Here is a 26,212-nt window from a genome sequence, read left to right as displayed (position 1 = left end):
GGGCTCCTTGGCCCTTGGCCTTGGCAACCCCATACACTTTTATCGATCAGATCCGGGCCCCGGACGAAACGGCGGCCACTGAAGCGTACTGGTGCGTATCGGACAAAGGCGATGACGTGGCAGTAGCGTCCATGGTGCGTTTCGGAAGCGCGCAGAAAAATAAGACGATTCTTAGAAGCGCTGTATAGATTGGAAGGAGAAGTAATGAATTGAAAACGGGCGCGGAAAGGCCGCATTTCCCGGCGGAAAAATGCGGCCTTTAAGAAAATTCTTGACTCCGCCGAAGCGGATTTCAGGTAGGAAAATGCGTCAGCCCAGCGCCGCCAACAGCGCGCGCGCCTGCGCCACGAGATCGCTGTCGTTGGGACGGAACACCACTTGCAGCGCCTGGGGCAGGCGCGTGAAATGGGCGTGGCTGCTGCGGGCATAGGCCGGGTCGTAGTGTTTGTCGATCAACTCGCGCGCCAGGTCGGCGTCGCGGCCTTCGTCGACCATGCGCAGCCAGCCGCCGATGGTGTCGCGGCTGTGCAGGCCGACCAGGCGTTGCAACTGCGACTTGAACGCGGCGGGGTCGTCCAGCAGTTGCGCATAGTCCTGCCGCAGGAAGGCGGCGCGGTCTTCGGGGCTGGCAGAGACCGCGACGCAGGCGCCCTGGTGCATGGCGGCCAGCAGCGCGGCGGGCAGCGCCACCGCGCCGATCTTGCGGCTTTCGGCTTCGACGAATACCGGCCCCGAGGCGTCCAGCTCGCGCAGGCGCGCCGCCAGCAGCGTGTCGAAGCGTTTTTGCGTCGGTTGCGGCACGCCCGGCCGCGCGCCCAGCAGCGAGCCCCGGTGCGCGGCCAGCGCCTCCAGGTCCAGCGTCTGCGCGCCAGCCTGTTGCAGCGCGTTGAGCAGGCGCGTCTTGCCGCTGCCGGTGGGGCCGGTCAGCACCACGAAGCGCAGGCCGGCGGGCAGCGCGTCCAGCGCTTCCAGCGTGGCGCGGCGGTAGGTCTTGTAGCCGCCATCGAGTTGGCGCGCGCGCCAGCCGATCATGTTGAACATCACCGTCATCGAGCCCGAGCGCTTGCCGCCGCGCCAGCAGTAGATGAGCGGGCGCCAACCTTGCGTCCGGTCGGCGAAGGTGGTGTCGAGGTGGCGGGCGATGTTGCGCGCCGCCAGCGCGGCCCCCAGGCGCGTGGCTTCGAAGGGCGATTGCCGGTACAGCGTGCCGACGCGGGCGCGCTCCTCGTTGCTGAATACCGGGGCGTTCAGCGCGCCGGGGATGTGGTCGTCGGCATACTCGAGTGGCGTGCGCACATCGATGATGTCGTCGAACTCATCTCGTCTGTCCAGGCCGACAAGCAGGTGTTTCAAGGCGGGAAGATCCAGGGAAGAAGAGCGAATTCTCGCACGCCGCCGGGGGACCTGCCGGACTCGCTAGTCCAGGAACACCCGGTCGGGCCGCGCCATGAAGGCGAAGGCGCGTTCGATATCCTGCGCGGCGACCCGGTCGCGGCACAAGTGCGGCAGTCGGTCCGGCGCGAAATAGGCGGCGTCGGCGGTTTCCGGTCCCGGGGCGGGAGCGCCGTCGTCCAGCCGCTGGCACAGGAAATACAGCTTGTAGAAGTCGCGCACGTCGGGGGCGAAGGGCCCCTTGGCCTTGTGCCGCACGCCGTACAGGGCGCTGGCGCGCACCTTCAGGCCGGCTTCCTCCATGACTTCCTTTTCGGCGTTTTCGGCGGCGGAATAGCCGATCTCGGCAAAGCCGCCCGGCAATGTCCAGCGGCCGTTGTTGCGTTCCTGCACCAGCAGGATGCGGCCGTCGCGGATGACGGCGGCGCGCACGTCGACCTTGGGCGTGGGATAGGCGCGGGCGTCGGGGGACAACTGGGCGATGCGCTCGACTGGAGCCGTGGCCAGGCGCGCCAGCATGCCGTTGGCGATGTCCAGGGTCTCCTGCAAGCGCTCGCGTTCGTAGCCGTCGTCGCAATAGGCCAGGCCGGTGCAGGCGATGGCCTGCAGGCGCTTGGCTTTGGCGAACCAGAAGTCTTCCATGGCGGAGCATCCTCGCGTTGGCGGGGCGACGCGATTGCGCCCCTCCGAGGAAGATTCTAAGCCGTATCGGCGCGCGACGTTCAGGCGTTGAAGGCCAACGCGTTGGTCAGGTCGCCCATGGGCTGCTGGCCACGCGCTTTCATGGCGTCGTCGCGGGCTTTCAGGCCATCGAGGGTGGGCAGGTCGAACAGCCGCGCGGCCAGGCGCAGGATCGAGCCGGTATCGTAGATGGTGTGGTCCACGGTGCCTTTGCGGGCGAAGGGCGAGACCACCAGCGCGGGAACGCGGGTGCCAGGGCCCCAGCGGTCGCCCGCCGGCGGCGCGACATGGTCCCACCAGCCGCCGTTCTCGTCCACGGTGATGACCACCACCATGTTCTCCCATTGGGCGCTCTTGCGCAGGCTGTCGACGATGTGGGCGATGTGCCGGTCGCCCGAATCCACGTCGGCATAGCCGGCGTGCATGTTCAGGTTGCCTTGCGGCTTGTAGAACGTCAGCGGCGGCAGCTTGCCGGCTTCGGCATCGGCCAGGAACCGGTTGGTCGACGCCAGATCGCCCAGGCCGCCATCGCGCAGGTGCGCGGCGCGGGCTGCGGTGCCGGGGCCGGTGCTCTTGAAGTAATTGAAGGGCTGGTGGTGCGCCTGGAAATTGGGCGACGACGGAAAGCCGGAATTGGCGGTCGAGTCGACCGCCGCCTGCCAGCCGCCCGCATACCAGGCCCAGTCCAGGCCCTTGGCGTCCATCAGGTCGCCGATGTTGGGGTGTTCCTGCGGCACCATGGTCTGTGGGCTGGTGGCGTCGGCCAGTTCCGGATGCGCGGCGTCGCGCGAGAACGACGGCCAGTAGGGCGGGGCCATGGTGTTGACGCCATAGCCGTCCGGCGTCAGCGCGCTGGCGCCGAATTGCGGGATGCCGGTGAGGGCGCTGGCCGGCGAAGCGGGCTTGGGCTGCAGGCGCGGATCGGCCGGATCGCTGCTTTGCAATTGCGCGATCTGGGTGCTGGCGACCGAGGCGGCGGCGTTCGGATAGAACGGCGGACGACCGGCGATCAGGTACTGGTGGTTCAGGAACGAGCCGCCGAAGGCGCCCTGGAAAAAGTTGTCGCACAGCACGAATTCCTGCGCCAGCTTCCACAGGCGCAGGTTGTACGCGGAGTCGCCATAGTGGCCCATGACCAGCGCGCCCGAGTCGGCCCAGGCCACGAAGCGGTCGTTCTTGCCGCCGTTGATCTGCATCTGGTTCTGGTAGAACACATGCCACAGGTCGCGCGTGACCACGCCCTGCGGCAGCGGCTCGCCCTGCGGACCGCGCAGGTCGAACGGCGCGTTGGGCAGGTTGTTCATGTAGGGCGCGTTCTCGGCCACCTGATAGGCAACATGGTTGGCCTGCTGCGAGGTCGGCACCATGCCGCCCCACACGGGCGGCAGCACCGGCAGCGGCGTGCCGTCGCGATCGTTCTGCGTGTAGTCCGCGGCGGTCAGCGCCGACAGCGGTTTTTCCACGCCGGGGAAGTTGGCGAAAAGGTTGTTGAAGCTGCGATTCTCCGCGAAGATCACCACCAGCGTCTTGACGTTCTTGCGCAATTGCGCCGTCACGTCGACCGGCGCGGGGGCGGTGGGAGGCGTGTTGTCGTTGCCGTCGTCATCGTCGTCGCTGGAGCAGCCTGCCAGGGCGCCCATCGCGGCGGCGCTGGCGCCGAGCGCCGCGATGCCGGTCAGGAAGCCGCGGCGGGTGGCCCGGGCGGGGGCATTGGCATCCTGGGAATCGGCGGCGGTCGGTGTCGCGGCGGCCGGCGTGGCCGCGCGCTTTTCTTTTTCAGACATGTTGTAGACCTTGCGGTGTGGGCGGCGCCCTGTCATTGCGCCACGGGTCGCCGGATGACAGCCGGCTTGAAATGGGTTTGCAGGCCGGTAGGCTAGAGACCGCAGGTTCTATCGATGTGACCGTCCGCTGTCAGAAAGCTGTACGCTGGGGAGGCTGGCGCAAAATTCCCTTAGACTGGCGCCATGGATGAAATCCGAGTGAAAGCAATGACCGATCACACCGCAGACGACTCCGCGCACAGAACGGCGCCGTCCCGCACCAAGCCCGCGGAAGTGCGCCTGGACGAATTGATGGGCGCCGCGCAGGCGCTGTTCCTGGAAAAGGGTGTCGAGGCCACCACCATCAGCGAGATCACCGAGGCGGCTGGCGTGGCCAAGGGCACGTTCTACGTGTACTTCCCGTCCAAGCAGGAAATGCTGGTGGCGCTGGGTGAACGGTATGTGCGGGAGTTCGTCGAGCGGCTCGAACGCGCGGTCGCCGCCTGCGCCGAGGACGACTGGGAGGGGCGGCTGCGCGCCTGGATACATGCCAATGTGTCGATGTACCTGCGCACCTATCGCGTGCACGATATCGTCTTCACGCATCCGCACCATCATGCGCGCGAGGGTCATACGGAAAACCAGGTGGTCACGCAGTTGCAGGGAATCCTGCGGGCCGGCGCGCAGGCCGGCGCCTGGCGTCTCGACAATCCGCGCATGATGGCGTTGCTGATCTATGCCGGCGTGCATTGCGCGACCGACGATGCGATCCTGTCGCGCCAATCCGATGCCACCGATTTCGCCCGCGGCATCGCCGATGCCTATCTGCGCATGCTGGGCGCGCGGACCGATTCCGAGTAGCCGCCGGCGTCGCGTGAAGCGGGGTTCATGCGGACGACAACAGCGTGGCGTCCAGGTCGCCAGCCTGGACCTGCTGGTGCAATTGCGCGGGCGTGCCCTTGGCGACCAGGCGGCCGTGGTCCAGCACGAGCACGCGGTCGGCCACCTGCAGCGCGGCGGCGGCATCGGTCATGGCGATGACGGCGCGGATGCCCAGTTCGCTTGCCGCATGCTTGAGCAGGGCGGCGATGCGCGCCTGGCACGAGGCGGCCGGCGGGCCTTCGGGTTCGTCCATCAAGATCACGTCCGGCTTGCGGACCAGGGCCAGCGCCAGTAGCAGGCGCTGGCGGGCTGCCGCATCCAGCCGTTCCACCAGCAGGCCGGCGGCGTGCGCCAGGTCGGCTTGCCGCAAGCAGGCGTCGACCGCCTGGATCTCTTCGGTCCCGAGCGCCCAGCGCCCGCCTTGCTTGTGCGCCAAAAGCAAGGCCTCGAACACGCGCAGCGAAGGTACTGTCACGGGTGGCGCTGCTGCCAGGATGATGCGCGCGCCGCTCTCGCCGTCGGCCATGTCGCGCGCCAGCCGGCCCAGCAAGCCCGTCTTGCCGGACGCCGCCGGCCCCAGCACCACGGTGAGCATGCCGATCGGCAACGGGCCGGGGCGCAAGGGACCCAGCCCGGGCGGTGGCACGGGGCACGGCACGGGCGACGAAGCGGAGTGGGGGAAGGGAGCGATCATGGCGGTAGCGGGGCAAGCGGCGCGCCGATGTCGACGCGCGGTCCGAGACAGACTATAGATAATGACTGACCGCCAGTCAATGATAATGAGAGGTGTTTTCAAACAGCGCGGGGGATGTCACGCCCCTTGCCACCGGCAAGGCCATGTTTGGTATGAGCACGCTCGCGGGCGGCATGCCGTGCAGGCGATCGCGGCACGCAACTTGCGCGGTTTGCGAAACAACGCTATGATTCAAGGCTTGCTTTTTCAAGCGCCCGTAGCTCAGCTGGATAGAGTACCTGGCTACGAACCAGGGGGTCGTAGGTTCGAATCCTGCCGGGCGCGCCATTGAAAATGCAGGACAGCAGTAAAAAGCAATGCAAAAAAAGCAGTGCAAAAAACCTGCAGTGCGAGCGTGAAATTATTCTGATATAATTTTGCCTCTTTGCCGGAGCGCCCGTAGCTCAGCTGGATAGAGTACCTGGCTACGAACCAGGGGGTCGTAGGTTCGAATCCTGCCGGGCGCGCCAAAGTAAAAACGAAAGGCCTTTGATTTTTTAATCGAAGGCCTTTTTGTTTTTCCGGCGACGCCTTGTGTGGCGTGGCGAGGTGTGGGTGTGGGGAAACGAGGCGGCGTGAAGTGAAGCCGCCGGGCGGGGAAGGCCTTGAAACACCTCGCGGCGGGTTCAGCCCGCGGTGGTGGCCGCGACGGTTTTTTCCTCGCTGTCTTCCAGGTCCCAGTTGCCAACCGTGTACCAGTCGTCGCCCAGCAGTTCCGCCGGATGCATGGTGCGATCGGAACCGTTGCCACAGGCCAGCGCGTCGGTCGGGCAATAGCGGTCACAGCCCCAGCAGATGCGTTCGGGGTGCTTGGGATGCAACGGAAATTTCTTGGCCATGCTGATGTCTCCATCCAGGCTGCCGGAGGGCGCGCGACAAGTTCGGGCTCGCCCGGTTTCTTCCGGGGTGCCGCGGATTCGCTGCCGCGCATTGATGGCTTCAGCGTAGCGCCGTTGGTCCGTGCGGGGATTGATCTGGCGCAAGGCGTGTGGGAGCGTGCCGGACTGGGTCCATGCTGTCCGGCGCATCGGTCCCCGGGTCCGAGGGACGCCGCTCCCGAATGTCGCTCCCGTGTTGCCTCAGAACCCGGCACGGGCGGGCCGATTTGCCGAGCTCAGCCGCTTCATGTTATAAACACGCCTCTTTAGCGCGCCCGTAGCTCAGCTGGATAGAGTACCTGGCTACGAACCAGGGGGTCGTAGGTTCGAATCCTGCCGGGCGCGCCACCTCATTTCACGCAGCGCCACTGCACGCTCTTCATTGCACCAGGCAGTGAGTTTGAGACCAGTGGCGGGACCAACGGTTGATGCAGCGCTGAGACCAGCGGTTGATGCAGCGCTGGGAAAGCACAGCGCGAACAGCACTGGAAAAGGCCTGGCGGTCACTCGCCAGGCCTTTGTCATTGTGGGCGCGCGGGCGGCTTCGCCGCATGGACCTGACCAGCGCCCGGACCCATCTGCCGGCGCAGGCCCTCTTTGAATCCCTGCGCTGGCGGCACGGCGTTACCAGACGCGGTAGGTGCGGCCGGTCTGCGCGCCTTCCACGCTGCGGCTGTAGGCCAGCGCCACGCGTTGCGCCGGCGCGGCTTCGAAGCCGGCGAAGTAAGGGCCGTAGCCCTCCCATGATTCTCGCAGCACGGTCGGACTGACCGAGTTGATGCGCGCGTTGCGCAATTCCACGGCCGCGCCGCGCACGAAGCCGTCGATGGCCGAATTGACGGCCGAGGCGTTGGCGCCGAAGCGGATGGGTTCGTCGCTGACGATGCCGCTGGTCAGCGTGATGGAGCCGCCCTGGTTCAGGTAGTGCTGGCCGATCAGCGCCAGGTCGACCTGGCCCAACAGCTTGTCATGCAGGCCGATCCTGAACTGGTCCGCGGTCATCTCGGCCAGCGGGCCGAAGTGCAGCGTGCCGGCGGTGGAAACGATGGCGTCGACCTTGCCCACGCGCTCGAACAGCTCGCGGATGCTGTCGCTGCGCGTGATGTCGACCTGGTATTGGCCTTGCGTCTTGCCCACGGCGATGATCTCGTGGCGTTGGCCGAGTTCCTGGGCGACGGCGCGGCCGATGGTGCCGCTGGCGCCGATAAGTGCGATTTTCATGGGGATTCCTGGTATGCGGGTTTTGGGGGCGCGGACGGGGTGCCGGCGCATGCAAGCATTCTGCGGATTCCATTCCTGTGGAAAAATCCACGAATGGTTGGAACTCTTCATACCCAGGGTGCGTAATTCAATGGATCGTCTGCTCAGCATGGAGATCTTCGTGGCGGTGGTCGAGCTTGGCAGCCTGACCGCCGCGGCCGCGCGCCACGAGATGTCCGCGGCCATGGCGGCCAAGCACATCAAGGGTCTGGAGACGCGGCTGGGACTGCGCCTGATGAATCGCACCACGCGGCGCCAGAGCCTGACCGAGGCGGGGCAGGCGTATTACTCGCGCTGCAAGGCGATCCTGGCCGACATCCGCGAGGCCGAGCAGGGCGCCGAGGCATTGCGAGTCGCGCCGCGCGGCAATCTGCGGATCACGTCCACGGTGTCGTTCGGCTCGTTCGCGCTGGCGCCGGCGATTGCCGACTACCTGAATCTCTACCCCGACGTCAGTGTGGAGCTGGCGTTGAGCGACGCCGTCGAGGACCTGGTCGCGTCCCGCTACGACCTGGCGGTGCGCATTGGCGAGCCGCGTGATTCCGGCCTGGTGGCGCGCCCGATCGGCACCTACCAGATGATCATCTGCGCCGCGCCGGCCTACCTGGCGCGCCATGGCACGCCCGAAGCGCCCGCCGACCTGGCGCGCCATCAGTGCCTGGACTTTTCCTATTGGAGCCGCCGCACCGGCTGGCGCCTGGGCGGGCCGGAAGGCGCGGATGCCGACTTTCCGCCCACCAGCCGTTTCATCGCGAACAACGGGCAGGCGCTCAGGCAGGCGGCGCTGGCCGGATTCGGCATCGTGCTGCAACCTGAACTGCTGCTGGCCGAGGACGTGCGCGCCGGTCGGCTGGTGCCGATCCTGCAGTCCTATTGGCCGGCGGCGCGGCCGGTGACGCTGCTCTATCCGAAAGACAGGCAGGCGCTGCCCAAGCTCACCACGTTCGTGGAGTTCGTCGTGGCGCGCTTCACAGGCGGCGCGAAACGGCGTCAGGGCCCGGCGGGCCGGTGACGCCGTCAGCCGCCGCGCGGGCGGAGGGAAGGACGGTCAGGCGCGTCGTCGGTCCACCGCCGTGAGCGACAGGCCGGTCTTGAGCAGTTGATAGGCCTGTCCGCCCAGCCAGGCGACTTTCTCGCCCGAGCTGGTGCGGCAGACACAGTGGGTCTTGGGGTCGAAGCGTGATGTGCCCAGCGCGGAATAGGCGTCAGGGTCCGACACGAATCGCTCGATGCGATACAGCGTGCCGTCCGGGGCCGTGGCCAGTACATCGGTCAATCGTCTTGCGGTTCCGAGCATTTTTGATACCTCCCCATGCGCGGGCCGTTCTTGCGCGGCGCCAAAGTTGTTCGAACATTATTCATTGGCCCAGGCGGTTGCCGCCAGGCGTCAATGAAAATGTCCTCCTAACGATGAATCATCGAGCTGGTCGGGCGATACGCCCAGGGCTTCCGAAATGCGGTCCAGGATGATCTGGCGGGGCCGCGGGCGGGGCCTTTCCAATTCGATGTAGATGGAGTGGTCCACGCCAAGCCGGGCAGCCATATCAGTGGTGCTGATATTGAGGTGCTCACGCCAGGCGCGTATCAGGCTCCAATCGTTGCCGGTTTTTAGACTTGCTACAGCAGATGGTACGACGTTTTCCCGCGCCGCGTGCGGTTGGCGCGCGGTGGCGGGGCGGACGTCCCGCAGGGTGTTGCGGGCCTTCGCATTCTTGCGGGCTTCGGCCATGGGCGGCGCGGCGCCGGATTCGGCGGTGAAGATCGCGCCGCCATTGAGCTGGCGGTAGCGATTTTCGCCGATCCAGGCCAGCGCCTCGCCGTTGTCGAGCATGCATTCGCAATCCAGGTGGTAATTGCTGGGAATGCTCTCGAGCTTGGCGATGGTTTCCGTGGTCGTGGCGTGCCGCACCACGCGATGCAGGACACCGTCTGGCGAGCGCACGAACACGTCGGGAAGTCTCCAGGAAAACGGAATGATGATCTCCATGGCTGCACTGGTTCGCTACCACTGTATCCCTCTGCGTGCGCGATGGAATTTGGGGTTTCCCCTGCATCGCGGACGTTCGTTCATGGTAGTCCCGATCCACTCAAAACATCTTCACAAATCTTCACGTCGCCATCGGCTTTGAATGGCCGCAAGCCCGCAAGATGAGGGATTCGAGGCCAGAGTCGGCGTAATGGTTTTTGTTGTGACGGGCGCTTTGCGGGAGGCATCGGCCGCGCCCCGCGGTCGCGCGATGGCGTGGGGCGCGGCGGGGCTTGCCTGCTGCCTGCACGTGCTGGTGGCCTGCCTGTTGTGGCGGGCCGCCGATGATCGGCGCCCCGCGCCCGGGCGCGGAGACGATTTTTTCGTGACGTTGTTGCCCCCGCCCGCCACCGCGCCCACGGCGCGTCCCACCTACGCCGACGGGCCGCCGCAAGCGAGGCCCGCGGAGCCATCGCCGCCAGCCCCGCGGCCATCCATGCCCGCGCCGCCAGCGGTGGCCGCGCCGGCGCGATCGGACGCTGCCGGCGCGGCGCCGCAAGGGCTGTCGCCGGCAGGCTCCAGGCCGGCGCCGCATGCCGCGCCGGCCGGCGCATCGCCGCGGCAACGGGCGTCACCGCCGCGCGATGCCGGGCCTTCGCCCTCGTCGGCGTCCGCGCCGCCCGCCGCCGCGCCCGCGCATGATTTTCGCTGGCGCGCCGAAGATGCGGCGGCCCTGGGCGCGCCGCGCGCGCGCGGCCAGGCGCGGGTGGACCTGGCGCCCAAGGCGCCGGCCGAACCGTCCGCGCTGGCCAAGGGCATTGCGCAAAGCGCGCGGCCGCCTTGCCGGCAAGCGCATGCGCACCTGGGATTGCTTGCGGTCCCGTTCCTGCTGGCCGACACGGTGCGCGACGGCGGCTGCAAATGGTGAAGGTCAAGACCGGGTGAGGGTCAAGACAGGGCGAAGGCGGGGCAGGCAACGCCGTGGGCGACGCCTTGCGATACGCGAGAAGAAGACGGCGCGCGTGGGAGCGCCTTGAGGCCTTCAGAAGCCGGCGGCGGCCAGCAGCCGTGGCAGGACCTGGGCGGCCGCGCCGCGCAGGTTGAAATCGGCATGCGCGTCCAGCGGCGTGGCCTGCGGATTGACCTGCACCACGGTCGCGCCGGCGCGCGACGCGCGCAGCGGCAGTTCGGCGGCGGGGTAGACCATGGCCGATGTGCCGATGCTCAGGAACAGGTCGCATTGGCTGGCGGCCTCGCGCGCCGCGAGCCAGGCGTCGGCGGGCAGGCTTTCGCCGAACCAGACCACCCCGGGACGTACCGCCGCCCCGCACCGCGCGCAGGCTGGCGGGACGATGGCGCGGCCGGTTTCCGGTTCGTCGCCGCGGCCCGTGGCCGCGGCCGCGAATTCGGCGGGTTCGCCGCAGGCGGCGCAGCGCGGTGCGTGCAGGCTGCCATGCAGATGGACCACGCCCTGGCTGCCGGCGCGTTCATGCAGGTTGTCGACGTTCTGGGTGATCAGCGTCAGCGCGGGCATGCGCCGCGCCAGCGCCGCGATGGCGTGATGGGCCGCGTTCGGTTCGGCGCGCGCCACCTGCGCCCGGCGCCACTCGTACCAGCCCCAGACCAGGTCCGGCTGCGCCGCGAATGCCTCGGGCGTGGCCAGGGCCTGCGCGTCAAAGCGCGACCAGAGGCCGGTCAGGGGATCGCGGAATGTGGCGATGCCGCTTTCGGCCGACACGCCGGCGCCGGTGAAGACGGTCACGCGCGAGGCGCGCGCCAAGGTGTCGGCCAGCGCGGGCGGAATGGGAGGATTGACGATTGCCATGCCGTGCGGCCGGTAATGAGAGAGTCCGCTACGCTGCACGCGCGGGCCCGCGTCTGTCAAGCGCGGCGTGGGAGGCCGCCTGGAGGCGGGGCGGCGGCCATTGCGGCGATCATCCCAAATCATGGATACTGGAAACCCCAATTGGGATGCCAAACCGACCTGCCCCCACGGGGGCGTGTCCGACCCGGAGATACGCAATGCCCGACGCCCTTGCCGGCCTGGACCGGCTGCGCCATTTCATCGCCACCGCCACCCGCCTGGCCACGCCCGCCGGCCTGGCGCAGTCGCCCGAACTGCAGGCCGCGTTCGCGGCGCTGATCGCGCACGACGACTGGCTGCCTGAAGCCTGTACGGCGCCGCATCCCCAGTACTACCAGCAATACCTGCTGCATTGCGATCCGCTGGAGCGTTTCTCCCTGGTCAGCTTCGTCTGGGGGCCGGGCCAGCAGACGCCGGTGCATGATCACGAGGTCTGGGGCTATGTCGGCATGCTGCGTGGCGCCGAGGTGAACCAGCGCTATGCGCGCGATGCCGATGGCCGGATGGCGCCGCAGGGAGCGCCGCAAACGCTGCGTCCCGGCGACGTCGAATGCCTGTCGCCGCAGGCGGGCGATATCCACCGGGTGTCCAACGCCTTCGACGACAAGGTGTCCATCAGCGTGCACATGTATGGCGGCAATATCGGCGCCGTGTCGCGCCACGTCTATGACCCGGCCACGGGCCAGGCCAAGCCGTTCGTCTCGGGCTATTCGGCGGCCAGCGTGCCGAACCTGTGGGACCGCTCCGCGGCAGTGCGGGCGGCCCTGCCGGCGGGGCCCGCCTGAGACCTGTTCGCGGCGCGCGGCCCGTGCTATGTTCGCGTCCTAAATAATGGGAAACCCAGGAAATGGACAAGACATTGCTCAAGGGGCTGATGGTGCTGGAGGCGGTCACCGACGTCGACGATCCGCCGCGCACCATCGATGCGCTGGCCGCGCGCGTGGGGCTGACGCGCAGCAACACCCATCGCACGCTGCAGACGCTGATCCATGCCGGCTACGTCATCAAGGACGAGGATGGCGGCGGTTATCGCGGCGCGGTGCGCTTGTTCGAGCTCGCCGCGCGGCAGCTCGGCCAGCTGGACCTGCGCAAGCTGGCGGCGCCATTCATGCGCACGCTGGCCGACCAGACCGGCGAGACCGTGCACCTGTCCGTGCTGGATGGCCTGGATGTGGTCTACGTCGACAAGATCGACAGTCCGCAGCCGATCCGCGCCTATTCGATGGTGGGCGGACGCGCGCCGGCCTACGCGGTGGCCACCGGCAAGGCGCTGCTGGCCTACCAGGCGGACGGATATGTGGAACGCTACGCCGACAAGCTGCTGCGGCATACGCCCGCCACCATCGTGTCGATGCCGTTGTTGAAGGACGAACTGCGCAAGGTGGCGCGCGCGGGTTATGCGGTCAATCGCGGCGAATGGCGGGAAGGCGTGGGCGGGCTGGCCGTGGCCCTGTTCAACAGCCTGGACCAGCCGGTGGCGGCGGTGGGCATTTCCGGACCGCTGGATCGCCTGAGTGCGGCCCGCATGAAGCAGCTGGCGCCGGACGTCGCCGCGTGCGCGCAGGCAATCTCGCGGGGCATGGGTTACCGACGCGGCTTCCTGGGGGAATGACGCCTCGGGGCCGGACCGTCAGGGAGATCAAGAAAATCCTATTTAATAGGATTTGAATTTCAATTAATGGTTTACCGGGCATTCTGCCCGGTGCTATGCTGGGCGCCGGATTCGTATAACGAGAGGTCGTCCATGACTCCTGGCTCGGCGTTGGCCGGCATTACCGTGCTCGAGATCTGCAACGTGGCGGCGGGGCCGTTCTGCGGCATGTTGCTGGCGGACATGGGCGCCGATGTGATCAAGCTGGAAAACCCGGATGGGGGCGACACGCTGCGCAGCTGGCCGCCCTTGAGCCAGGGCTACAGCGAGAACTTCGCCTCGCTCAACCGCAACAAGCGCTCGGTCACGCTGAACCTGAAGGACCCGGCCGACCTGGCGCTGGCGCGCGAGCTGGCCGCCGGCGTGGACGTGCTGATCGAGAACAACCGGCCCGGCGTGATGGATCGCCTGGGATTGGGCTACGCGGCGCTGCGCGAAGCCAATCCACGCCTGGTGTATTGCTCGATCTCGGCCTATGGCCAGTCCGGTCCGCGCGCGCAGGAAGGCGGCTTCGACCTCACCATCCAGGCCATGAGCGGCCTGATGAGCGTCACCGGCGAGGCCGGCGGCGAACCGGTCAAGTGCGGCGTGCCGGTGGCCGACTTCTCGGCCGGCCTGTATGGCGCCTTCGCCATCGTGTCGGCGCTGCGCGCCGCGCAGGCCTGCGGCCAGGGCACGCACATCGACGTGCCGATGCTGGGCGCCACGCTGGGCATCGCGGCGCTGCAGACCTCGGAGTTCTTCGGCAGCGGGCGCGACCCGGTCAAGCTCGGTTCGGCCCACCCGCGCAACGCGCCCTACCAGGCGTTCCGTTGCAAGGACGGCTATTTCGGCATGGCGGCGGGCAACAACGCCTTGTGGAAGGGCGTGTGCGCGACGGTGGGCCGCGAGGACCTGCTGGCCGACCCGCGCTTTACCGACACCAGCGCGCGCGCCCGCAACCAGGACGCGCTGCGCGAGATCCTGGAAGCGATCTTCGCGGACGCTGACGCGCCGACGTGGCTGGCGCGCTTTCGCGCTGCCGGGGTGCCGTGCGCGCCCATCAACACCTATTCCGAAGTGCTGGCGGACCCGCAGGTCGAGCACATGGGCTGGGTGCAACCGCTGGAACTGCCGAACGGCGTGCGCACGCGCACCTTCGGCCTGCCGGTGCGCTTCGATGGCCAGACCACCGCGCTGCGCCGCCCGCCGCCGGCGCTGGGCGAGCACAACGACGCGGTGCTGGAGCCGCTGCGCAACAAGGGGAAGGGCGCATGAGCGCGGCGCTGCGGGTCGAGCGGCATGGCTCGGCGCAGGTATTGACGCTGGCGCGGCCCGAGAAGATGAACGCGTTGTCGGCCGGGCTGGTCGAGGCCCTGATCGCGGCGGTGGACGCCGCGCCGGCGCAGGGCGCGGACGTCATCGTGCTGCGCGGCGAGGGCCGCAATTTCAGCGCGGGTTTCGATTTCGGCGATTGGGAAGCGCAGAGCGAGGGCGACCTGCTGCTGCGCTTCGTGCGCATCGAGACGCTGTTGCAGCGCGTGGCGGCCTCGCCCTGCCTGACGGTCGGGCTGGCGCACGGCCGCAACTTCGGCGCCGGCGTCGACCTGTTCGGCGCCTGCAAGTGGCGCGTCGCCGCGCCGGACGCGAGCTTTCGCATGCCGGGCCTGAAGTTCGGGCTGGTGTTGGGCACGCGCCGCTTTGCCGCCCTGGTGGGCGCCGAGCGGGCCCGCGCCATCCTGGAGCAGGCCAGCGTGTTCGACGCGGCCCAGGCCCACCGCGACGGCTTCGTCAGCCACCTGGCGGCGCCCGACTCGTGGCCCGGAATCGAGCGCCAGGCGGGTGAAGCCGCGGGCGCCCTCGCCGGCGCCAGCCGCGCGCAGCTGTACGGGGCGCTGTCGGCCGAGCAGCCCGATACGGACCTGGCGCGGCTGGTGCGGTCGGCCGCCGAACCGGGATTGAAGGCGCGGGTGGCGGCCTACCTGCAGGCGCGCTGAGCGCGCCGGCCCGGCTTCTTTTGGTGTGAACAGGCCCTGGCGAGGAGACGGCATGGGTTCGGGATTCAATCAGGCACACAAGCAGCGCTCGCTGGCCGAACTGGCCGCGCTGGTGCCGGACGGCGCGTCGATCGCCCTGGGCGGCAGCTTCCTGCACCGGGGGCCGTTCGCCTTCGTGCGCGAACTGGTCCGCCAAGGGCGGCGCAACCTGGAACTGGTCAAACAGTCGCCGGGCTATGACGTCGACATCCTTTGCCGCGCCGGCGCGCTGCGGCGCGTGCGCGCGGGCATCGTGGCGATGGAAGGCAACTTCGGCCTGGCGCCGTGGTACCGCAAGGCCATCGAGCGCGGCGAGGTCGAGCTGGAGGAGCACGCCTGCGCCAGCCTGACGGCGGGCCTGCGGGCCGCCGCCTATGGCGTGCCGTTCCAGCCCTGTGGCGGCCTGCACGGCAGCGACCTGCCGGCGCTGAACGGCTGGCACTGCCTGGACGATCCCTATGGCAGCGGCGAGCGCACCTGGGTGATCCCGGCGGTGCGGCCGGACTTTGCCGTGATCCAGGCCTCGGAAGTGGATGCGCGCGGCAATGTGCGGGTGCACGGCACGGCGCACTGGGACCGCATCATGTCGCGCGCCGCCGGCAGCGTGCTGGTGGTGGCCGAGAAGCGGGTGGACAGCGCCGTGTTCGAGGCGCAGCCCGAAGCCACGCTGGTGCCGTATTTCATGGTGCAGGCGTACACGGTGCTGCCGCGCTCGGCCTGGCCCGGCTCATGCTGGCCGGACTATGCCATCGACTATCCGGCGGTGCAGGCCTACATGGACAAGGACGGCGACCTGGCGGCGCACCTGGCCTCGGCGCCGGAAATGCGGGCCCAGGCGCGGACGCACGCGGGAGAGGCGAATGGCTGAGCAATGGTCGGGGTTTTCGTACATCGTCACCAATCTGGCGCGCTTCATCCGGCCCGACGAGATCACCTTCAGCGGCGTGAATTCGACCTTGCCGATGCTGGCCTGCCTGCTGGCCAAGCGCGCCTACGACTGGGACTACGTCTACATCAACGTGGCCGGCGGGGTCGATCCGCGGCCCTCGCATATCCCCTTGTCCAGTTCCGATCCCGTGCTGGCCGAGCACAGCGCGTCGATCTTCGCCAACGAGGATTTCTACGACCTGTGCACGCGCGGCCGCATGGATCTGGCGTTCCTGGGCGCGGCCCAGATCGATGGCGCGGGCCGCGCCAACAATTCCTGCATCGGCGACTGGCACGCGCCCAAGGTGCGCCTGCCCGGAGGGGGCGGCGGCGCGGTGATGACGCCGACGGCGCGGCGTTGCTGCACCTGGCGTACCGAGCATTCGCGCCGGGTGTTCGTCGACAGGCTGGACTTCGTGACCTCGGGCGGCGGATTCGCCGGCGTGGCGACGCCGATCGCGGTGTTCGTCAGGCGCAACGGCCGGCTGGCGCTGCAGTCCTGGCACCCCGAATCCAGCCTGGAGGAAGTGCGCGAGCGCACGGCGTTCGACTTCGACGCGCAGGGCGCCGGCCCGACGCCGCCGCCGACGCAGGCGGAGCGGCGCGCCTTGCGCGAACTGGATGCGGATGGACGCTTCGAGCGCGACGCGGCGGTGACGTTGCGTCCCGACGCGCCCGCCGACAAGGGGGTTGGCGCCCGCTAGCCGCCAGGAGCTAGGAGCCGGCGCGCAGGCGCGCCAGTTCCGCCGAGAGTTCGGCCACCAGCGCCTGGGCGCGCGCCAGCGGATCGTGGCTGTCGGCCGCCGCCTCGATGCCGGCCACGGCTGCGTCGCGCAGGCGCGGCTGCACGCTTTCGTGGCCGACGCTGACGTCGACGTCGAACACCAGCTGTTCGGCGCGATGCCAGGTGCTGAACCATTCCAGCGGCTTGCCATGCTGGTCCATGCCCTGGCCTTCCAGCATCAGCAGCGGCGTGCCGGTGTCGGTCTGCAGCAGCGCGGCCAAGGCGGCATCGGCGGCCACCGCGCGGATCTGGTTGCGGCCGGCGCCGGGATGCAGGCCGAAACGCCGCGTCAGCACGCCATGCAGCGAGGCATCGGCCAGGTCGTCGGCGCGCAGGCCGGGGACGGCGGCGGCGGGTAGCCACGTGCGCACATAGGCCAACGGCGCATCGGCCACGTGTCGCAGCCGTTCCAGCAGCAGCAGATCGGCGGTGCCGAAGAACTCGATCACGGCCTTGGGCGCTTCGCCCGGCGCCAGGCCCAGCACGCGTGTCTTGAGCGCCACGCCGGACTGCGCGAACTGTTCGTAAAGGCCGGTGGAACGCTGCACCAGGCGGCGATGCTCGCGCGGCGTGGCGACGACCGCGGGCCGTCCCGCCTCGCGCTGGATCAGCCCTTCCGCCGCCAGCGCCGACAAGGCCTGGCGCACCACGCTGCGGGCCACGCCGAAGCGTTCGCACAAGGCGGCTTCGCTGGGCAGCAGCGCGCCGGCGCCGAGCTTGCGGGTGCGGATGTAGCCGCGCAGCAGCGCCGCCACCTGGGCGTGCAGCGGCACGTCGCCGGAACGGTCCAGCGCGGGCAAATCTTCAGCGTTGGCGGGCGCCATGCAATCAACCTCCTGTTTGAGCCCGCGCAGTTTCCCATACATGCGTCCAGCCGGGGGCCAGATGCGCGGCGCGCTCGGCGGCCAGGATCAGACTGTCTTCGCGGGCGATGCCCTGGCCCGCGATGTCGAACGCGGTGCCGTGATCGACCGACACGCGCACCACCGGCAGGCCGACGGTGATGTTAACGCCGTCGTCGCCATAGACGGCCTTGAAGGGGGCGTGGCCCTGGTCGTGGTAACAGGCGATCACGAACTGCCACTTGCCGCGCACCGCCTGCGGGAACAGCGCGTCGGCCGGGATCGGGCCGGCGGCCAGGATGCCGGCGGCGTTGGCCTCGGCCACGGCGGGCGCCAGGATGTCGGCGTCCTCGGTGCCGAAGATGCCGTTTTCGCCGGCGTGCGGGTTCAGGCCCGACACCGCCACCGGGCGGTCGCCGCGGCCCAGGGCCTTGGCGAACGAGCCGGCCAGACGCAGCACCGCGCGCATGCGCGCCGGGGTCAGGTCCGCGATGGCCTGGCGCAGCGACACGTGGGTAGTGGCGTGGAAGATGTAGAGGTCGCCGGCGGACAGCACCAGCGAGAAGGTCTTGACGCCGAATTCGTGCGCCAGCAATTCGGTGTGGCCGGGCCATTTGTGGCCGGCGGCGTGCATGGCGGCCTTGTTGAGAGGGGCGGTGACGATGCCGTCGACCTCGCCGGCGCGCGCCAGGGCGCAGGCGGTGGTGACGAATCGCACCGAGCCGTCGCCAGCGTCGGCGCTGATCTCGCCCAGCTTGACGTGGCCCAGCGACGGGCCGGCCTGCAGCACTTCGATGGTGCCGGGCGTGTTGGTGGCGTCGGCGGGGCGCTCGACGCGGCGCACGATGGCGGGATCGCCGCCGAGGCTGCGTACCGCGTTGGCCATCACGTCGACATCGCCGATCACGACCAGGCGCGCCTTCTGGCGCAGTTCGTCATGGCCCATCAGCATCTTGGCCGTGATCTCCGGCCCGATGCCGGCCACGTCGCCGAGGGTGACGGCCAAGAGCGGCAGCTTGGGGGCGGGGGTTTGTGTCATCGCTTGAATCTCCTGTCGCGGATCGCGCGCACGGCGCGAACCAGTACGTCTTCGGCGCCAAAGCCGCCGGCCTTGGTCACCACGGGCAGGCCGTCGGCCGTGCCTCCGGTCAGCGTGCCCAGGGGCACGCCGCCCATCACTTCATCCACCAGGGCAATGCCGCTGGCGCCCAGCGCCAGCAGCACCTGGCGCGCGCCGTCGCCGCCGGTGGCGACCACGCCGGCGGCGCGCGAGGCGCCGATGGCCTGCGCGGCCAGCGTGCCCAGGCGCTGCGCCACGGTGTCGGAATCGAGTCCTTCGCGCTGGCCGGCCGGGGCCAGCAACAGCAGGGTGCCGGCGGCGTCGGCGCCGTCCTGCGCGTGGGCGCGCAGCAGCGGTTCGCACCAGGTGCGCCAGGCGGCGTCATCGGCCAGGTCCGCCAGTTGCGGCGCCCAGGTGCGCGCGCCGGCGGCTTGCAGCGCGGCGGCCTGCGCGCGCGCGGCGCTGTGCTGCGAGGTCACCACCACGACCACCGGGGCGGTCTGGTCGGCGCCGGCCCAGACACGGGCCAGCGGCACCGCCAGGCCGCCGGCGCCCACCGGCAGGGCGCGCGGCCCCAGGATGCCGATGGCGCGGGCCAGGCGTTCCAGGTCGGCGTCGTCGCGGGCGTCGACCACCACCGTGGCGCCGGCCTGCGCGATGCGCGCGGCCAGCGATTCGGGCGATTCACCCGCCTTGGCCGCGACGTGGGCGCAGCCCAGCAGGGTCGGGATATGGCTTTCGGTCACGGGCGTGACCGGGTCGGTGGCGGCCGACGTGGCGGTGACGGGTTGGCCGCCGACCATCAGCACGCCGTCTTCCACGGTGCGGCCGGTGGCGGGGAACGCCGGGCACACCACCGCGATGGCATCCGCGCCCCAGGCCTCGCGCGCCGCGTCGATCTCGGCCTTGAAGGCGCCGCGCAGCGTCGAGTCCACTTTCTTGTACAGGCGCGAGACGCCGGCGGCGCGCAGCCGCTCGACGTTGCGCCGGATCACCGCGCCCGCCTGCGCGGCGGGCAGGGCGCGGCTGTGGGTGGTGACCGCCAGCACGTCGACGTCGTCGGCGGCCGGCGCGGCCAGCGCCTCGTGCGCGCCGTCGATCGACAGACGGGTGGTCCAGCCGGCCCGCACGAATTGCACGGCGGTGTCGCCGGAGCCGGTCAGGTCGTCGGCGACGATGGCGATGGCGGGATTCAAAGGGCCTCCCCGCGCGCCTCGCGGTAGCCGCCGGCCGCCGCGTCGTCGGCGGCATCCTCGGACTTGAGTTCACCGGCGCGCTTGAGGAAGTACGAGGCCAGTACCGGCGCCAGGATCGAACTGATCAGCACACAGGCGGCGACCTGCGCGGTGGCGGTCGAGACGTATTGCTGGAAGTTGGGGTCGGCGGCCGCGACCACGGCGGGCGTGGCGATGGCGTTGCCGGCGGTGGTGCCGGCCGCGAAGCCCAGGCCGCTCTTGCCGCCGCGGCGCAGGATCAGGCGATAGCCCAGGTAGACCAGGCCGCCGGTGATCGGGCTGATGATCAGGCCGAGGATCAGGCCGGTGACGCCGCCATTGACGACCGCGCCCAGGTTGATGCCGGTGCCCAGCGCGAAGGCGAAGAACGGGATGACGATGTTGGGCACGGGCTTGAGCACGTCGCGCCATTTGGGATCGAGGTTGCCGACCAGCACGCCCAGCAGGAACGGCACCAGCGCCGCCACCAGGGCGATCATGGGGATGTCGGCCAGGCCCGAGGCGCCCAGGAACAGCAGGCTGAAGAAGGGGCCGTCGTTGACCGCGCTGGCGACGTAGGCGCCACGGTCGCGGGCGTCGCCGTACTGGCCGGTGTAGGCCAGCCACAGGCCGCCGTTGCTGTTGTCGAAGGCGGCCAGCATGGCCAGGATCGACACGCCCAGCACGCCGTCCAGGCCGACGTAGCTGCCCAGGATGATGATGAGGGTGGCCGGAACCAGCGTCTTCATCAGCAGGATGGTGCCGGCGGTGGCCAGGATCGGGCCGCCGGTGCGCGCATTGACGTGGGTGCCGGTGGCGAAGATCAGCAGCGCGATCAGCGGCAGGGCGCTGTTCTTGAACAGGGCGGTGGTGAAGCCGCCGATGGCCAGCGCGTCGGGCGCGAAGGTGCCGAGCAGCGAACCCAGGATCAGCGGTACCAGCATCAGGCCGCCAGGGATTTTCTGCATCGTGCCAAAGAAGGGCGAACGGGTGGTTGCGGTCGTCACAATCGGAGTCTCCAGGGGGATTTTCTCGCGGCGCAGACGTTCATGCGTGCGTCTGTCAGGGGGTTGAAAGCCGCCAGTGTACACCTGTACGTACAGCATGTACGTACAGGGTCTTCCCGTGTGGCGCCAGCGCGACGTCCGCCCGCCGGCTCAGTCCAGCCCGACGAACCCCCCCGTCTGGTGGCTCCACAGCCGCGCGTACAGCCCGCCCTGGGCGATCAGGCTGGCATGGGTGCCGGATTCGACGATGCGCCCGCCGTCCAGCACGACCAGCCGGTCCATGCGGGCGATGGTGGACAGGCGGTGCGCGATGGCGATGACGGTCTTGCCTCGCATCAGCGCCTCCAGGCTTTCCTGGATCGCGGCCTCGACCTCGGAATCGAGCGCCGAGGTGGCTTCGTCCAGGATCAGGATGGGCGCGTCCTTGAGCAGCACGCGGGCGATGGCGATGCGCTGGCGCTGGCCGCCCGACAGCTTGACGCCGCGCTCGCCGACGTGGGCGTCCAGGCCGCGGCGGCCGTCGCCGTCGACCAGCGCGTCGATGAATTCGGCGGCGCGAGCGCGGTCGATGGCGTCGCGCAACTGCGCCTCGCTGGCGTCGGGCCGGCCGTACAGCAGGTTGTCGCGGATCGAGCGGTGCAGCAGCGAGGTGTCCTGGGTGACCACGCCGATCTGCGAACGCAGGCTTTCCTGGGTGACGCCGGCGATGTCCTGGCCGTCGATCAGGATGCGCCCGCCTTCCAGGTCGTACAGCCGCAGCAGCACGTTGACCAGGGTCGACTTGCCGGCGCCCGACGGGCCGATCAGGCCGATTTTCTCGCCGGCGCGCACGGTCAGGTCCAGGTGCGGGATGATCTGGCGGCCGCTGCCGTAGTGGAACGACATGTCCTCGAAGCGCACCTCGCCCTGCGTGATGCGCAAGGGCACGGCGTCGGGCCGGTCGAGCACCTGGCGTGGCTGCGAGATGGTGGCCAGGCCGTCCTGCACGATGCCGACGTTTTCCGAGATGCCGTTCACTTCCCACATGATCCAGGCGGACATGTTGTTGATGCGGATCACCAGGCCCAGCGCCAGCGTGATTGCGCCCAGGCTGATGCTGCCGATGCTCCACAGCCACAGCGCCAGGCCGGCGGTGCTGGCGATCAGGATGCCGTTGAGCGTGTTGATGGACACGTCCATGGCGGTGATGACGCGGGTCGACAGGCGCTGCTTTTCGGTCTGCTCGGTCATGGCCTGGCGCGCGTAGTCTTCTTCGCGGCGGGCGTGGGCGAACAGCTTGAGCGTGGAGATGTTGGTGTAGCCGTCGACGATGCGGCCCATCAGCCTGGAGCGCGCCTCCGAGGCGATGACGGCGCGCGACTGCATGCGCGGCACGAAGTACGCCAGCATGCCGCAGTAGATGGCGATCCACAGCACCAGCGGAATCACCAGGCGCCAGTCGGCCTCGGCGAACAGGTACAGCGCGCTGGCGGCGTACAGGATCACGTGCCACAGCGCGTCCACCGACTGCACCGCCGAATCGCGCAGCGAATTGCCGGTCTGCAGCACGCGGTTGGCGACGCGGCCGGCGAAGTCGTTGTGGAAGAACGCCAGGCCCTGGTTCAGCACGTAGCGGTGGTTCTGCCAGCGCACCAGCGTGGTCAGGCTGGGCGAGATGGTCTGGTGCGACAGCAGGTCGTGCGCGGCGATCGACAGCGGCCGCAGCACCATCACCACGAACGCCATCCACACCAGCGTGTAGGCGTGCTCGCGGAAGAAGTCGGCCGGCGCGGTGTTCTGCGCCATGTCGACCAGGTCGGCCAGGAAGCTGAACAGCGCCACTTCCACCAGCGCGCCCGCCAGGCCCACCAGCAGCAGGATGGCGAAGATCGGCCAGACCTGCCACAGGTAATAGGCGTAGAAGCGCAGCACGCGTCCCGGCGGGGTGATGTCGGGGGCGTCGCGGAACGGGTCGATCAGGTTTTCGAAGTAGCGAAAGACGGGGTTCGATTTTGCGCCGGGCATGGCAGGTCCGTAGAAGGAGGCCGCCCAAGCGTATCAGGGTAACCCCTTAAAAATAAAGGGGCTGGGTGCCGTCATCCGTATTGCGCGCGCCGCGTTCCGCCTTCGCGCCGGCTCGCCTTGTCGGTGATGAGGTTGTCCTGCGCCATGCGCTGGCCTCGCCCGGCGATACGGGTCAGCAGGTCGCGCAGCAGGGCGATCTCGGCGGCGTCCAGGTCCTGCACCAGCAGGTCGTTCAGGCGCAGGACCTCCGGCAGCAGGGCGCGGTAGCGGTCCAGGCCCTCGGCGGTGGCCTCGATGCGCACCACGCGCCGGTCGGCGCTGTCGGGCAGGCGCCGCAGCCAGCCCTTTTCACACAGCGAACCCAGGGTGCGAGAGGTGCGGGCCAGGTCGAGCTTGGCGGCGGCCGCCAGTTCGGCCGAGGTCATGATGCCGCCCTCGATCGCACAGGCCAGCAGGCGCCATTCGCGCCGGGTGATGCCGAAACGGCCTTCGCACAGGCGCACGAAAACGGGGTTGGACTGCGCCCAGGCCTGGTACAGCTGGTACATCAGCATCCCGGCCAGGGGGTGTTCGACGGGGTGGGTCATATCGTTATGGCAAGTACTGGATTAGATCAAGCAATCTTCGCGGCGCTACAGTCGTCTCGCCTATCCAGGCCCAGGCCCGGCAAGCACAAACATAACCGACAGCGGGCCGTTGTCACCAGGGAGACTAGCGTGCGTAATTGGATATCCCGCGTCGCATTCGCGGCGCTTGCGGCGGCTTCGGCCGCGCCGGCCTGTGCCCAGCAGGCGCCGCTGGACGGCGCCTTGACCATCGTGGTGGGCTATCCGCCGGGCGGCAGTTCCGACCGCGTCGCGCGGCTGGTGGCCGACCGCCTGAAGGACCGGCTCGGCGTGACGGTGGTGGTCGAGAACAAGACCGGCGCCGGAGGCCGCATCGCGGCCCAGGGCCTGCATGCGCTGGCCGCGCGCCAGAACGTGCTGATGCTGGCCAATCCGGCGGTAATGGTGGTGGCGCCGCTGGTCTATGCCGAGCCGGGCTACGATGCCCGCCGCGATTTCCAGCCGGTGTCGCTGGTCAGCCGCTACAAGTTCGCGCTGGCGGTGGCGGCCAATTCGCCGATCCACGATGTGGCCGGATTGCGCCAGTGGCTGCGCGACCACCCGCGCCAGTTCACGGTGGGCGTGCCCGCCACCGGCAGCCTGCCGCATTTCTTCGCGTTGATGCTGGGCCGCGAGCTCAAGCAGGAACCCGAGGTGGTGGGCTATCGCGGTTCGGCGCCGCTGATTTCCGAGCTCATCGGCGGCATCCTGCCGCAGGCCGTCGACACCCTGGACACGCTGTTGCCGCAACACCGCGCCGGCAAGATCCGCATCCTGGCGACCTCGGGCGAGGCGCGCGCCCCGGAGCTGGCCGACGTGCCCACCTTCCGCGAGGCCGGCGTGGACCTGGCGGCCGATGGCTGGAATGCCTTCTTCGCCTCGTCCGCGATGGCGCCGGCCAAGGCCGTCCGGCTGGGCGAGGATATCGCCGCCGTGATGCGCGAGCCCGCCATGCAGCAGGCGGTGCGCGACTCGTACCTGGAGCCGGTGGCGGCCGATGCGGCGGCCACCGGACGCGACCTGGATGCCTACCGGGCCCAATGGGAACCGGTGGTGAAGGCCTCCGGCTTCACCGCGACGCAATAGGGCGGGCGACGATGAGTACCGTGCAGAATGTGCTGTTCATCATGGCCGACCAGCTGCGGGCGGACCACCTGAGCTGCTATGGCCATCCCTATTTGCGGACGCCCAGCCTGGACGCGCTGGCCGCGCGCGGCGCGCGCTTCGACCGCGCCTTCGTCAATTCCGGCGTGTGCGGCCCGTCGCGCATGAGCTATTACACGGGGCGCTATCCCTCGCGCCACGGCGCCACCTGGAACCGGGTGCCGCTGTCGGTCAACGAGATCACGCTGGGCGAATACCTGGCGGGGCAGGGGCGCGACCTGGCGCTGGCGGGCAAGACCCACGTCATTCCCGACCGCGCCGGCATGGAGCGCCTGTCGATCGACGGCGGCTCAGAGCTGGGCGCGCTGCTGTCGCGCGGCGGCTTCATCGAGGTCGACCGCTACGACGGCCACCACGAGCCGGGCAAGGAAAGCGGCTACCCCGCCTTCCTGCGCAGCCAGGGCTACGACAGCGCCGACCCCTGGACCGACTACGTCATCGCCGGCGTCGACGCGCGCGGCCAGGTGGTCAGCGGCTGGAACATGCGCAACGCGCACCTGCCGTCGCGCGTGGCCGAGCCGCACTCCGAAACCGCCTACATGACCGACCAGGCGCTGCGCTTCATGCAGCAGCGCGGCGGCCAGCCCTGGGTGCTGCACCTGAGCTACGTCAAGCCGCACTGGCCCTACATGGCGCCGGCGCCCTACCACCAGCGCTACACGGCCGACCAATGCCTGCCGGTGCGGCGCAATCGCGAGGAACTGGCCGGCGCGCATCCGGTGGTGGCGGCCTATCGCCAGCACGAGGAAAGCGTCAGCTTCTCGACCGACGAGTGCGTGCGCGTGGTGCGCCCGGCCTACCAGGGCCTGATCCGCCAGCTCGACGACCACCTGGGGCGGCTGTTCGACTACATGGAAGGCGCGGGCCTGATGCGTAATACGCTCATCGTGTTCACGGCGGACCATGGCGATTTCCTGGGCGACCATTGGCTGGGCGAGAAGGAACTGTTCTACGACACCGTGCAACGGGTGCCCTTCATCGTCATGGACCCGTCGGCGGCGGCCGACGCCACCCGCGGCCAGGCGCTGGCGGACATGGTGGAAAGCGTGGACCTGGTGCCCACGGTGCTGCGCGCGCTGGAGGCGCCGCGGCCCTGGCACCGGCTGGAAGGGCGCGAATTGCAGACCGTGCTGCACGGCCGCGGCGCGGACGAGCCGTGGCGCGACTGCGTGTTCTCGGAGCTGGACTACAGTTTCCGCCAGGCCCGCATCCTGCGCGGCAAGACCCCGCAGAACGCGCGCGCCTGGTCGGTGCGCACCGACCGCTGGCGCTACGTGTACTGGCTGGACGAGCCCGAGCAGTTGTATGACCTGCAGGCCGATCCCGACGAGTTCCAGGACCTGGGCGCCAGCGCAGCGCATGCGCCGGTGCGGGCGCAGCTGCGCGAGCGCCTGCTGGACTGGATGCTGCGTGGCAAGCGCCGCACCACCATGAGCGACGCGGCGGTCGAGCAGGGCACCAATGCGCACAAGCGCGCCGGGGTGTTCTTCGGGCAGTGGTGAGCGGGCAGGGGCGGCGGC

At 69.3% G+C, this 26,212-nt stretch carries 26 protein-coding genes and 3 tRNA genes; 14 read left to right on the top strand and 15 right to left on the bottom strand.

What is annotated here, in order from left to right:
* Positions 1-309 precede the first annotated feature (309 nt).
* The 3 genes from mnmH to acpA form a co-directional block, all read right to left on the bottom strand.
* Positions 310-1,353 (bottom strand): tRNA 2-selenouridine(34) synthase MnmH, encoded by a 1,044-nt coding sequence (gene mnmH, locus ACVN9Z_RS27980; RefSeq protein ID WP_020928865.1) that lies wholly within the window; start codon positions 1,351-1,353, stop codon positions 310-312.
* A gap of 63 nt (positions 1,354-1,416) precedes the next feature.
* Entirely contained in the window at positions 1,417-2,034 is a 618-nt protein-coding gene (locus ACVN9Z_RS27975; RefSeq protein WP_006387693.1) for an NUDIX hydrolase, read from the bottom strand.
* An 80-nt stretch (positions 2,035-2,114) separates the two neighbouring features.
* Positions 2,115-3,857, bottom strand: a complete 1,743-nt coding sequence (acpA, locus tag ACVN9Z_RS27970; RefSeq protein ID WP_035183231.1) for an acid phosphatase — start codon at positions 3,855-3,857, stop codon at positions 2,115-2,117.
* A 207-nt stretch (positions 3,858-4,064) separates the two neighbouring features.
* On the opposite strand from acpA, the gene ACVN9Z_RS27965 reads away from it, so the two are divergent.
* Positions 4,065-4,697: a TetR/AcrR family transcriptional regulator gene (locus ACVN9Z_RS27965; protein ID WP_026385058.1), complete on the top strand. Its 633-nt coding sequence runs from the start codon at positions 4,065-4,067 to the stop codon at positions 4,695-4,697.
* Positions 4,698-4,722: 25 nt separating this feature from the next.
* Here the strand turns inward: ACVN9Z_RS27965 and ACVN9Z_RS27960 are convergent, their stop codons facing one another.
* Positions 4,723-5,412, bottom strand: coding sequence for an ABC transporter ATP-binding protein (locus tag ACVN9Z_RS27960; RefSeq protein WP_458212887.1), 690 nt, complete (start codon positions 5,410-5,412; stop codon positions 4,723-4,725).
* Between the two features lie 250 nt (positions 5,413-5,662).
* Here ACVN9Z_RS27960 and ACVN9Z_RS27955 point away from each other — a divergent pair.
* Positions 5,663-5,739 (top strand) — tRNA-Arg (locus tag ACVN9Z_RS27955).
* A 105-nt stretch (positions 5,740-5,844) separates the two neighbouring features.
* Positions 5,845-5,921, top strand: a tRNA-Arg gene (locus tag ACVN9Z_RS27950).
* Between the two features lie 156 nt (positions 5,922-6,077).
* On the opposite strand, the gene ACVN9Z_RS27945 is transcribed toward ACVN9Z_RS27950, so the two are convergent.
* Positions 6,078-6,290 carry a DUF3079 domain-containing protein gene (locus tag ACVN9Z_RS27945; protein ID WP_006387697.1) on the bottom strand — a complete coding sequence of 71 codons (213 nt, stop codon included), beginning with the start codon at positions 6,288-6,290 and terminating at the stop codon, positions 6,078-6,080.
* Positions 6,291-6,600: 310 nt separating this feature from the next.
* Between ACVN9Z_RS27945 and ACVN9Z_RS27940 the strand changes: the two genes are divergently transcribed.
* Positions 6,601-6,677 (top strand) — tRNA-Arg (locus tag ACVN9Z_RS27940).
* Positions 6,678-6,953: 276 nt separating this feature from the next.
* On the opposite strand, the gene ACVN9Z_RS27935 is transcribed toward ACVN9Z_RS27940, so the two are convergent.
* Complete coding sequence (locus ACVN9Z_RS27935) at positions 6,954-7,550, bottom strand: short chain dehydrogenase (protein ID WP_006387698.1); 597 nt, start codon at positions 7,548-7,550, stop codon at positions 6,954-6,956.
* Positions 7,551-7,680: 130 nt separating this feature from the next.
* Here ACVN9Z_RS27935 and ACVN9Z_RS27930 point away from each other — a divergent pair, with 130 nt between their 5' ends.
* Entirely contained in the window at positions 7,681-8,601 is a 921-nt protein-coding gene (locus ACVN9Z_RS27930) for a LysR family transcriptional regulator (protein WP_035183235.1), read from the top strand.
* Positions 8,602-8,637: 36 nt separating this feature from the next.
* Here the strand turns inward: ACVN9Z_RS27930 and ACVN9Z_RS27925 are convergent, their stop codons facing one another.
* Both ACVN9Z_RS27925 and ACVN9Z_RS27920 read right to left on the bottom strand, forming a co-directional pair.
* Complete coding sequence (locus ACVN9Z_RS27925; RefSeq protein WP_020928858.1) at positions 8,638-8,865, bottom strand: hypothetical protein; 228 nt, start codon at positions 8,863-8,865, stop codon at positions 8,638-8,640.
* Positions 8,866-8,976: 111 nt separating this feature from the next.
* A complete protein-coding gene (locus ACVN9Z_RS27920) occupies positions 8,977-9,576 on the bottom strand; it encodes a helix-turn-helix domain-containing protein (RefSeq protein ID WP_006387701.1) in 600 nt (199 codons plus the stop codon).
* 475 nt (positions 9,577-10,051) lie between these two features.
* Here ACVN9Z_RS27920 and ACVN9Z_RS27915 point away from each other — a divergent pair, with 475 nt between their 5' ends.
* Positions 10,052-10,483, top strand: a complete 432-nt coding sequence (locus tag ACVN9Z_RS27915; protein ID WP_024069839.1) for a hypothetical protein — start codon at positions 10,052-10,054, stop codon at positions 10,481-10,483.
* Positions 10,484-10,597: 114 nt separating this feature from the next.
* On the opposite strand, the gene ACVN9Z_RS27910 is transcribed toward ACVN9Z_RS27915, so the two are convergent.
* A complete protein-coding gene (locus ACVN9Z_RS27910; protein WP_024069838.1) occupies positions 10,598-11,380 on the bottom strand; it encodes an SIR2 family NAD-dependent protein deacylase in 783 nt (260 codons plus the stop codon).
* Between the two features lie 197 nt (positions 11,381-11,577).
* Between ACVN9Z_RS27910 and ACVN9Z_RS27905 the strand changes: the two genes are divergently transcribed.
* The 6 genes from ACVN9Z_RS27905 to ACVN9Z_RS27880 all read left to right on the top strand — a co-directional run bounded on the left by ACVN9Z_RS27905 (position 11,578) and on the right by ACVN9Z_RS27880 (position 16,716).
* Entirely contained in the window at positions 11,578-12,204 is a 627-nt protein-coding gene (locus ACVN9Z_RS27905) for a cysteine dioxygenase family protein (protein WP_006387704.1), read from the top strand.
* A 62-nt stretch (positions 12,205-12,266) separates the two neighbouring features.
* The gene (locus ACVN9Z_RS27900) at positions 12,267-13,031 is read left to right on the top strand and encodes an IclR family transcriptional regulator (protein ID WP_006387706.1); all 765 of its coding nucleotides are present in this window, start codon (positions 12,267-12,269) and stop codon (positions 13,029-13,031) included.
* A 132-nt stretch (positions 13,032-13,163) separates the two neighbouring features.
* Positions 13,164-14,327, top strand: a complete 1,164-nt coding sequence (locus ACVN9Z_RS27895; protein WP_458212886.1) for a CaiB/BaiF CoA transferase family protein — start codon at positions 13,164-13,166, stop codon at positions 14,325-14,327.
* Positions 14,324-15,046, top strand: a complete 723-nt coding sequence (locus tag ACVN9Z_RS27890; RefSeq protein WP_054507100.1) for an enoyl-CoA hydratase/isomerase family protein — start codon at positions 14,324-14,326, stop codon at positions 15,044-15,046. The genes ACVN9Z_RS27895 and ACVN9Z_RS27890 overlap by 4 nt, the downstream gene beginning before the upstream one ends.
* A gap of 52 nt (positions 15,047-15,098) precedes the next feature.
* On the top strand, positions 15,099-15,953 hold the full coding sequence (locus ACVN9Z_RS27885; RefSeq protein ID WP_006387711.1) for a CoA transferase subunit A: 855 nt from the start codon (positions 15,099-15,101) through the stop codon (positions 15,951-15,953).
* Positions 15,946-16,716, top strand: a complete 771-nt coding sequence (locus tag ACVN9Z_RS27880) for a CoA-transferase subunit beta (RefSeq protein WP_024069835.1) — start codon at positions 15,946-15,948, stop codon at positions 16,714-16,716. Before ACVN9Z_RS27885 ends, ACVN9Z_RS27880 begins: the two co-directional genes overlap by 8 nt.
* Before the next feature lie 10 nt (positions 16,717-16,726).
* Here ACVN9Z_RS27880 and ACVN9Z_RS27875 read toward each other — a convergent pair whose 3' ends face one another.
* From ACVN9Z_RS27875 to ACVN9Z_RS27850, 6 genes are all read right to left on the bottom strand, one after another.
* Positions 16,727-17,620 carry a GntR family transcriptional regulator gene (locus ACVN9Z_RS27875; RefSeq protein ID WP_173010366.1) on the bottom strand — a complete coding sequence of 298 codons (894 nt, stop codon included), beginning with the start codon at positions 17,618-17,620 and terminating at the stop codon, positions 16,727-16,729.
* A gap of 4 nt (positions 17,621-17,624) precedes the next feature.
* Positions 17,625-18,677, bottom strand: a complete 1,053-nt coding sequence (gene pdxA / locus ACVN9Z_RS27870; RefSeq protein ID WP_020928850.1) for a 4-hydroxythreonine-4-phosphate dehydrogenase PdxA — start codon at positions 18,675-18,677, stop codon at positions 17,625-17,627.
* Positions 18,674-19,894 (bottom strand): D-threonate kinase, encoded by a 1,221-nt coding sequence (dtnK, locus tag ACVN9Z_RS27865; RefSeq protein WP_020928849.1) that lies wholly within the window; start codon positions 19,892-19,894, stop codon positions 18,674-18,676. Before dtnK ends, pdxA begins: the two co-directional genes overlap by 4 nt.
* Positions 19,891-20,919, bottom strand: a complete 1,029-nt coding sequence (locus tag ACVN9Z_RS27860) for a 2-keto-3-deoxygluconate permease (protein ID WP_020928848.1) — start codon at positions 20,917-20,919, stop codon at positions 19,891-19,893. Before ACVN9Z_RS27860 ends, dtnK begins: the two co-directional genes overlap by 4 nt.
* Positions 20,920-21,069: 150 nt before the next feature.
* Positions 21,070-22,923, bottom strand: a complete 1,854-nt coding sequence (locus tag ACVN9Z_RS27855; RefSeq protein ID WP_006387714.1) for an ABC transporter ATP-binding protein — start codon at positions 22,921-22,923, stop codon at positions 21,070-21,072.
* Positions 22,924-22,994: 71 nt separating this feature from the next.
* Positions 22,995-23,510: a MarR family winged helix-turn-helix transcriptional regulator gene (locus ACVN9Z_RS27850; RefSeq protein ID WP_006387715.1), complete on the bottom strand. Its 516-nt coding sequence runs from the start codon at positions 23,508-23,510 to the stop codon at positions 22,995-22,997.
* Between the two features lie 141 nt (positions 23,511-23,651).
* Between ACVN9Z_RS27850 and ACVN9Z_RS27845 the strand changes: the two genes are divergently transcribed.
* Both ACVN9Z_RS27845 and ACVN9Z_RS27840 read left to right on the top strand, forming a co-directional pair.
* Positions 23,652-24,614, top strand: coding sequence for a tripartite tricarboxylate transporter substrate-binding protein (locus tag ACVN9Z_RS27845; RefSeq protein WP_371318090.1), 963 nt, complete (start codon positions 23,652-23,654; stop codon positions 24,612-24,614).
* 11 nt (positions 24,615-24,625) lie between these two features.
* Positions 24,626-26,194, top strand: a complete 1,569-nt coding sequence (locus ACVN9Z_RS27840; RefSeq protein WP_006387717.1) for a sulfatase-like hydrolase/transferase — start codon at positions 24,626-24,628, stop codon at positions 26,192-26,194.
* The last annotated feature ends 18 nt before the right edge of the window (positions 26,195-26,212 follow it).

It is taken from the genome of Achromobacter sp. KK8, from assembly GCF_054188005.1.
Note: the sequence above shows the minus strand (reverse complement) of the source record. Positions and strands in the feature narration are given on the sequence as shown.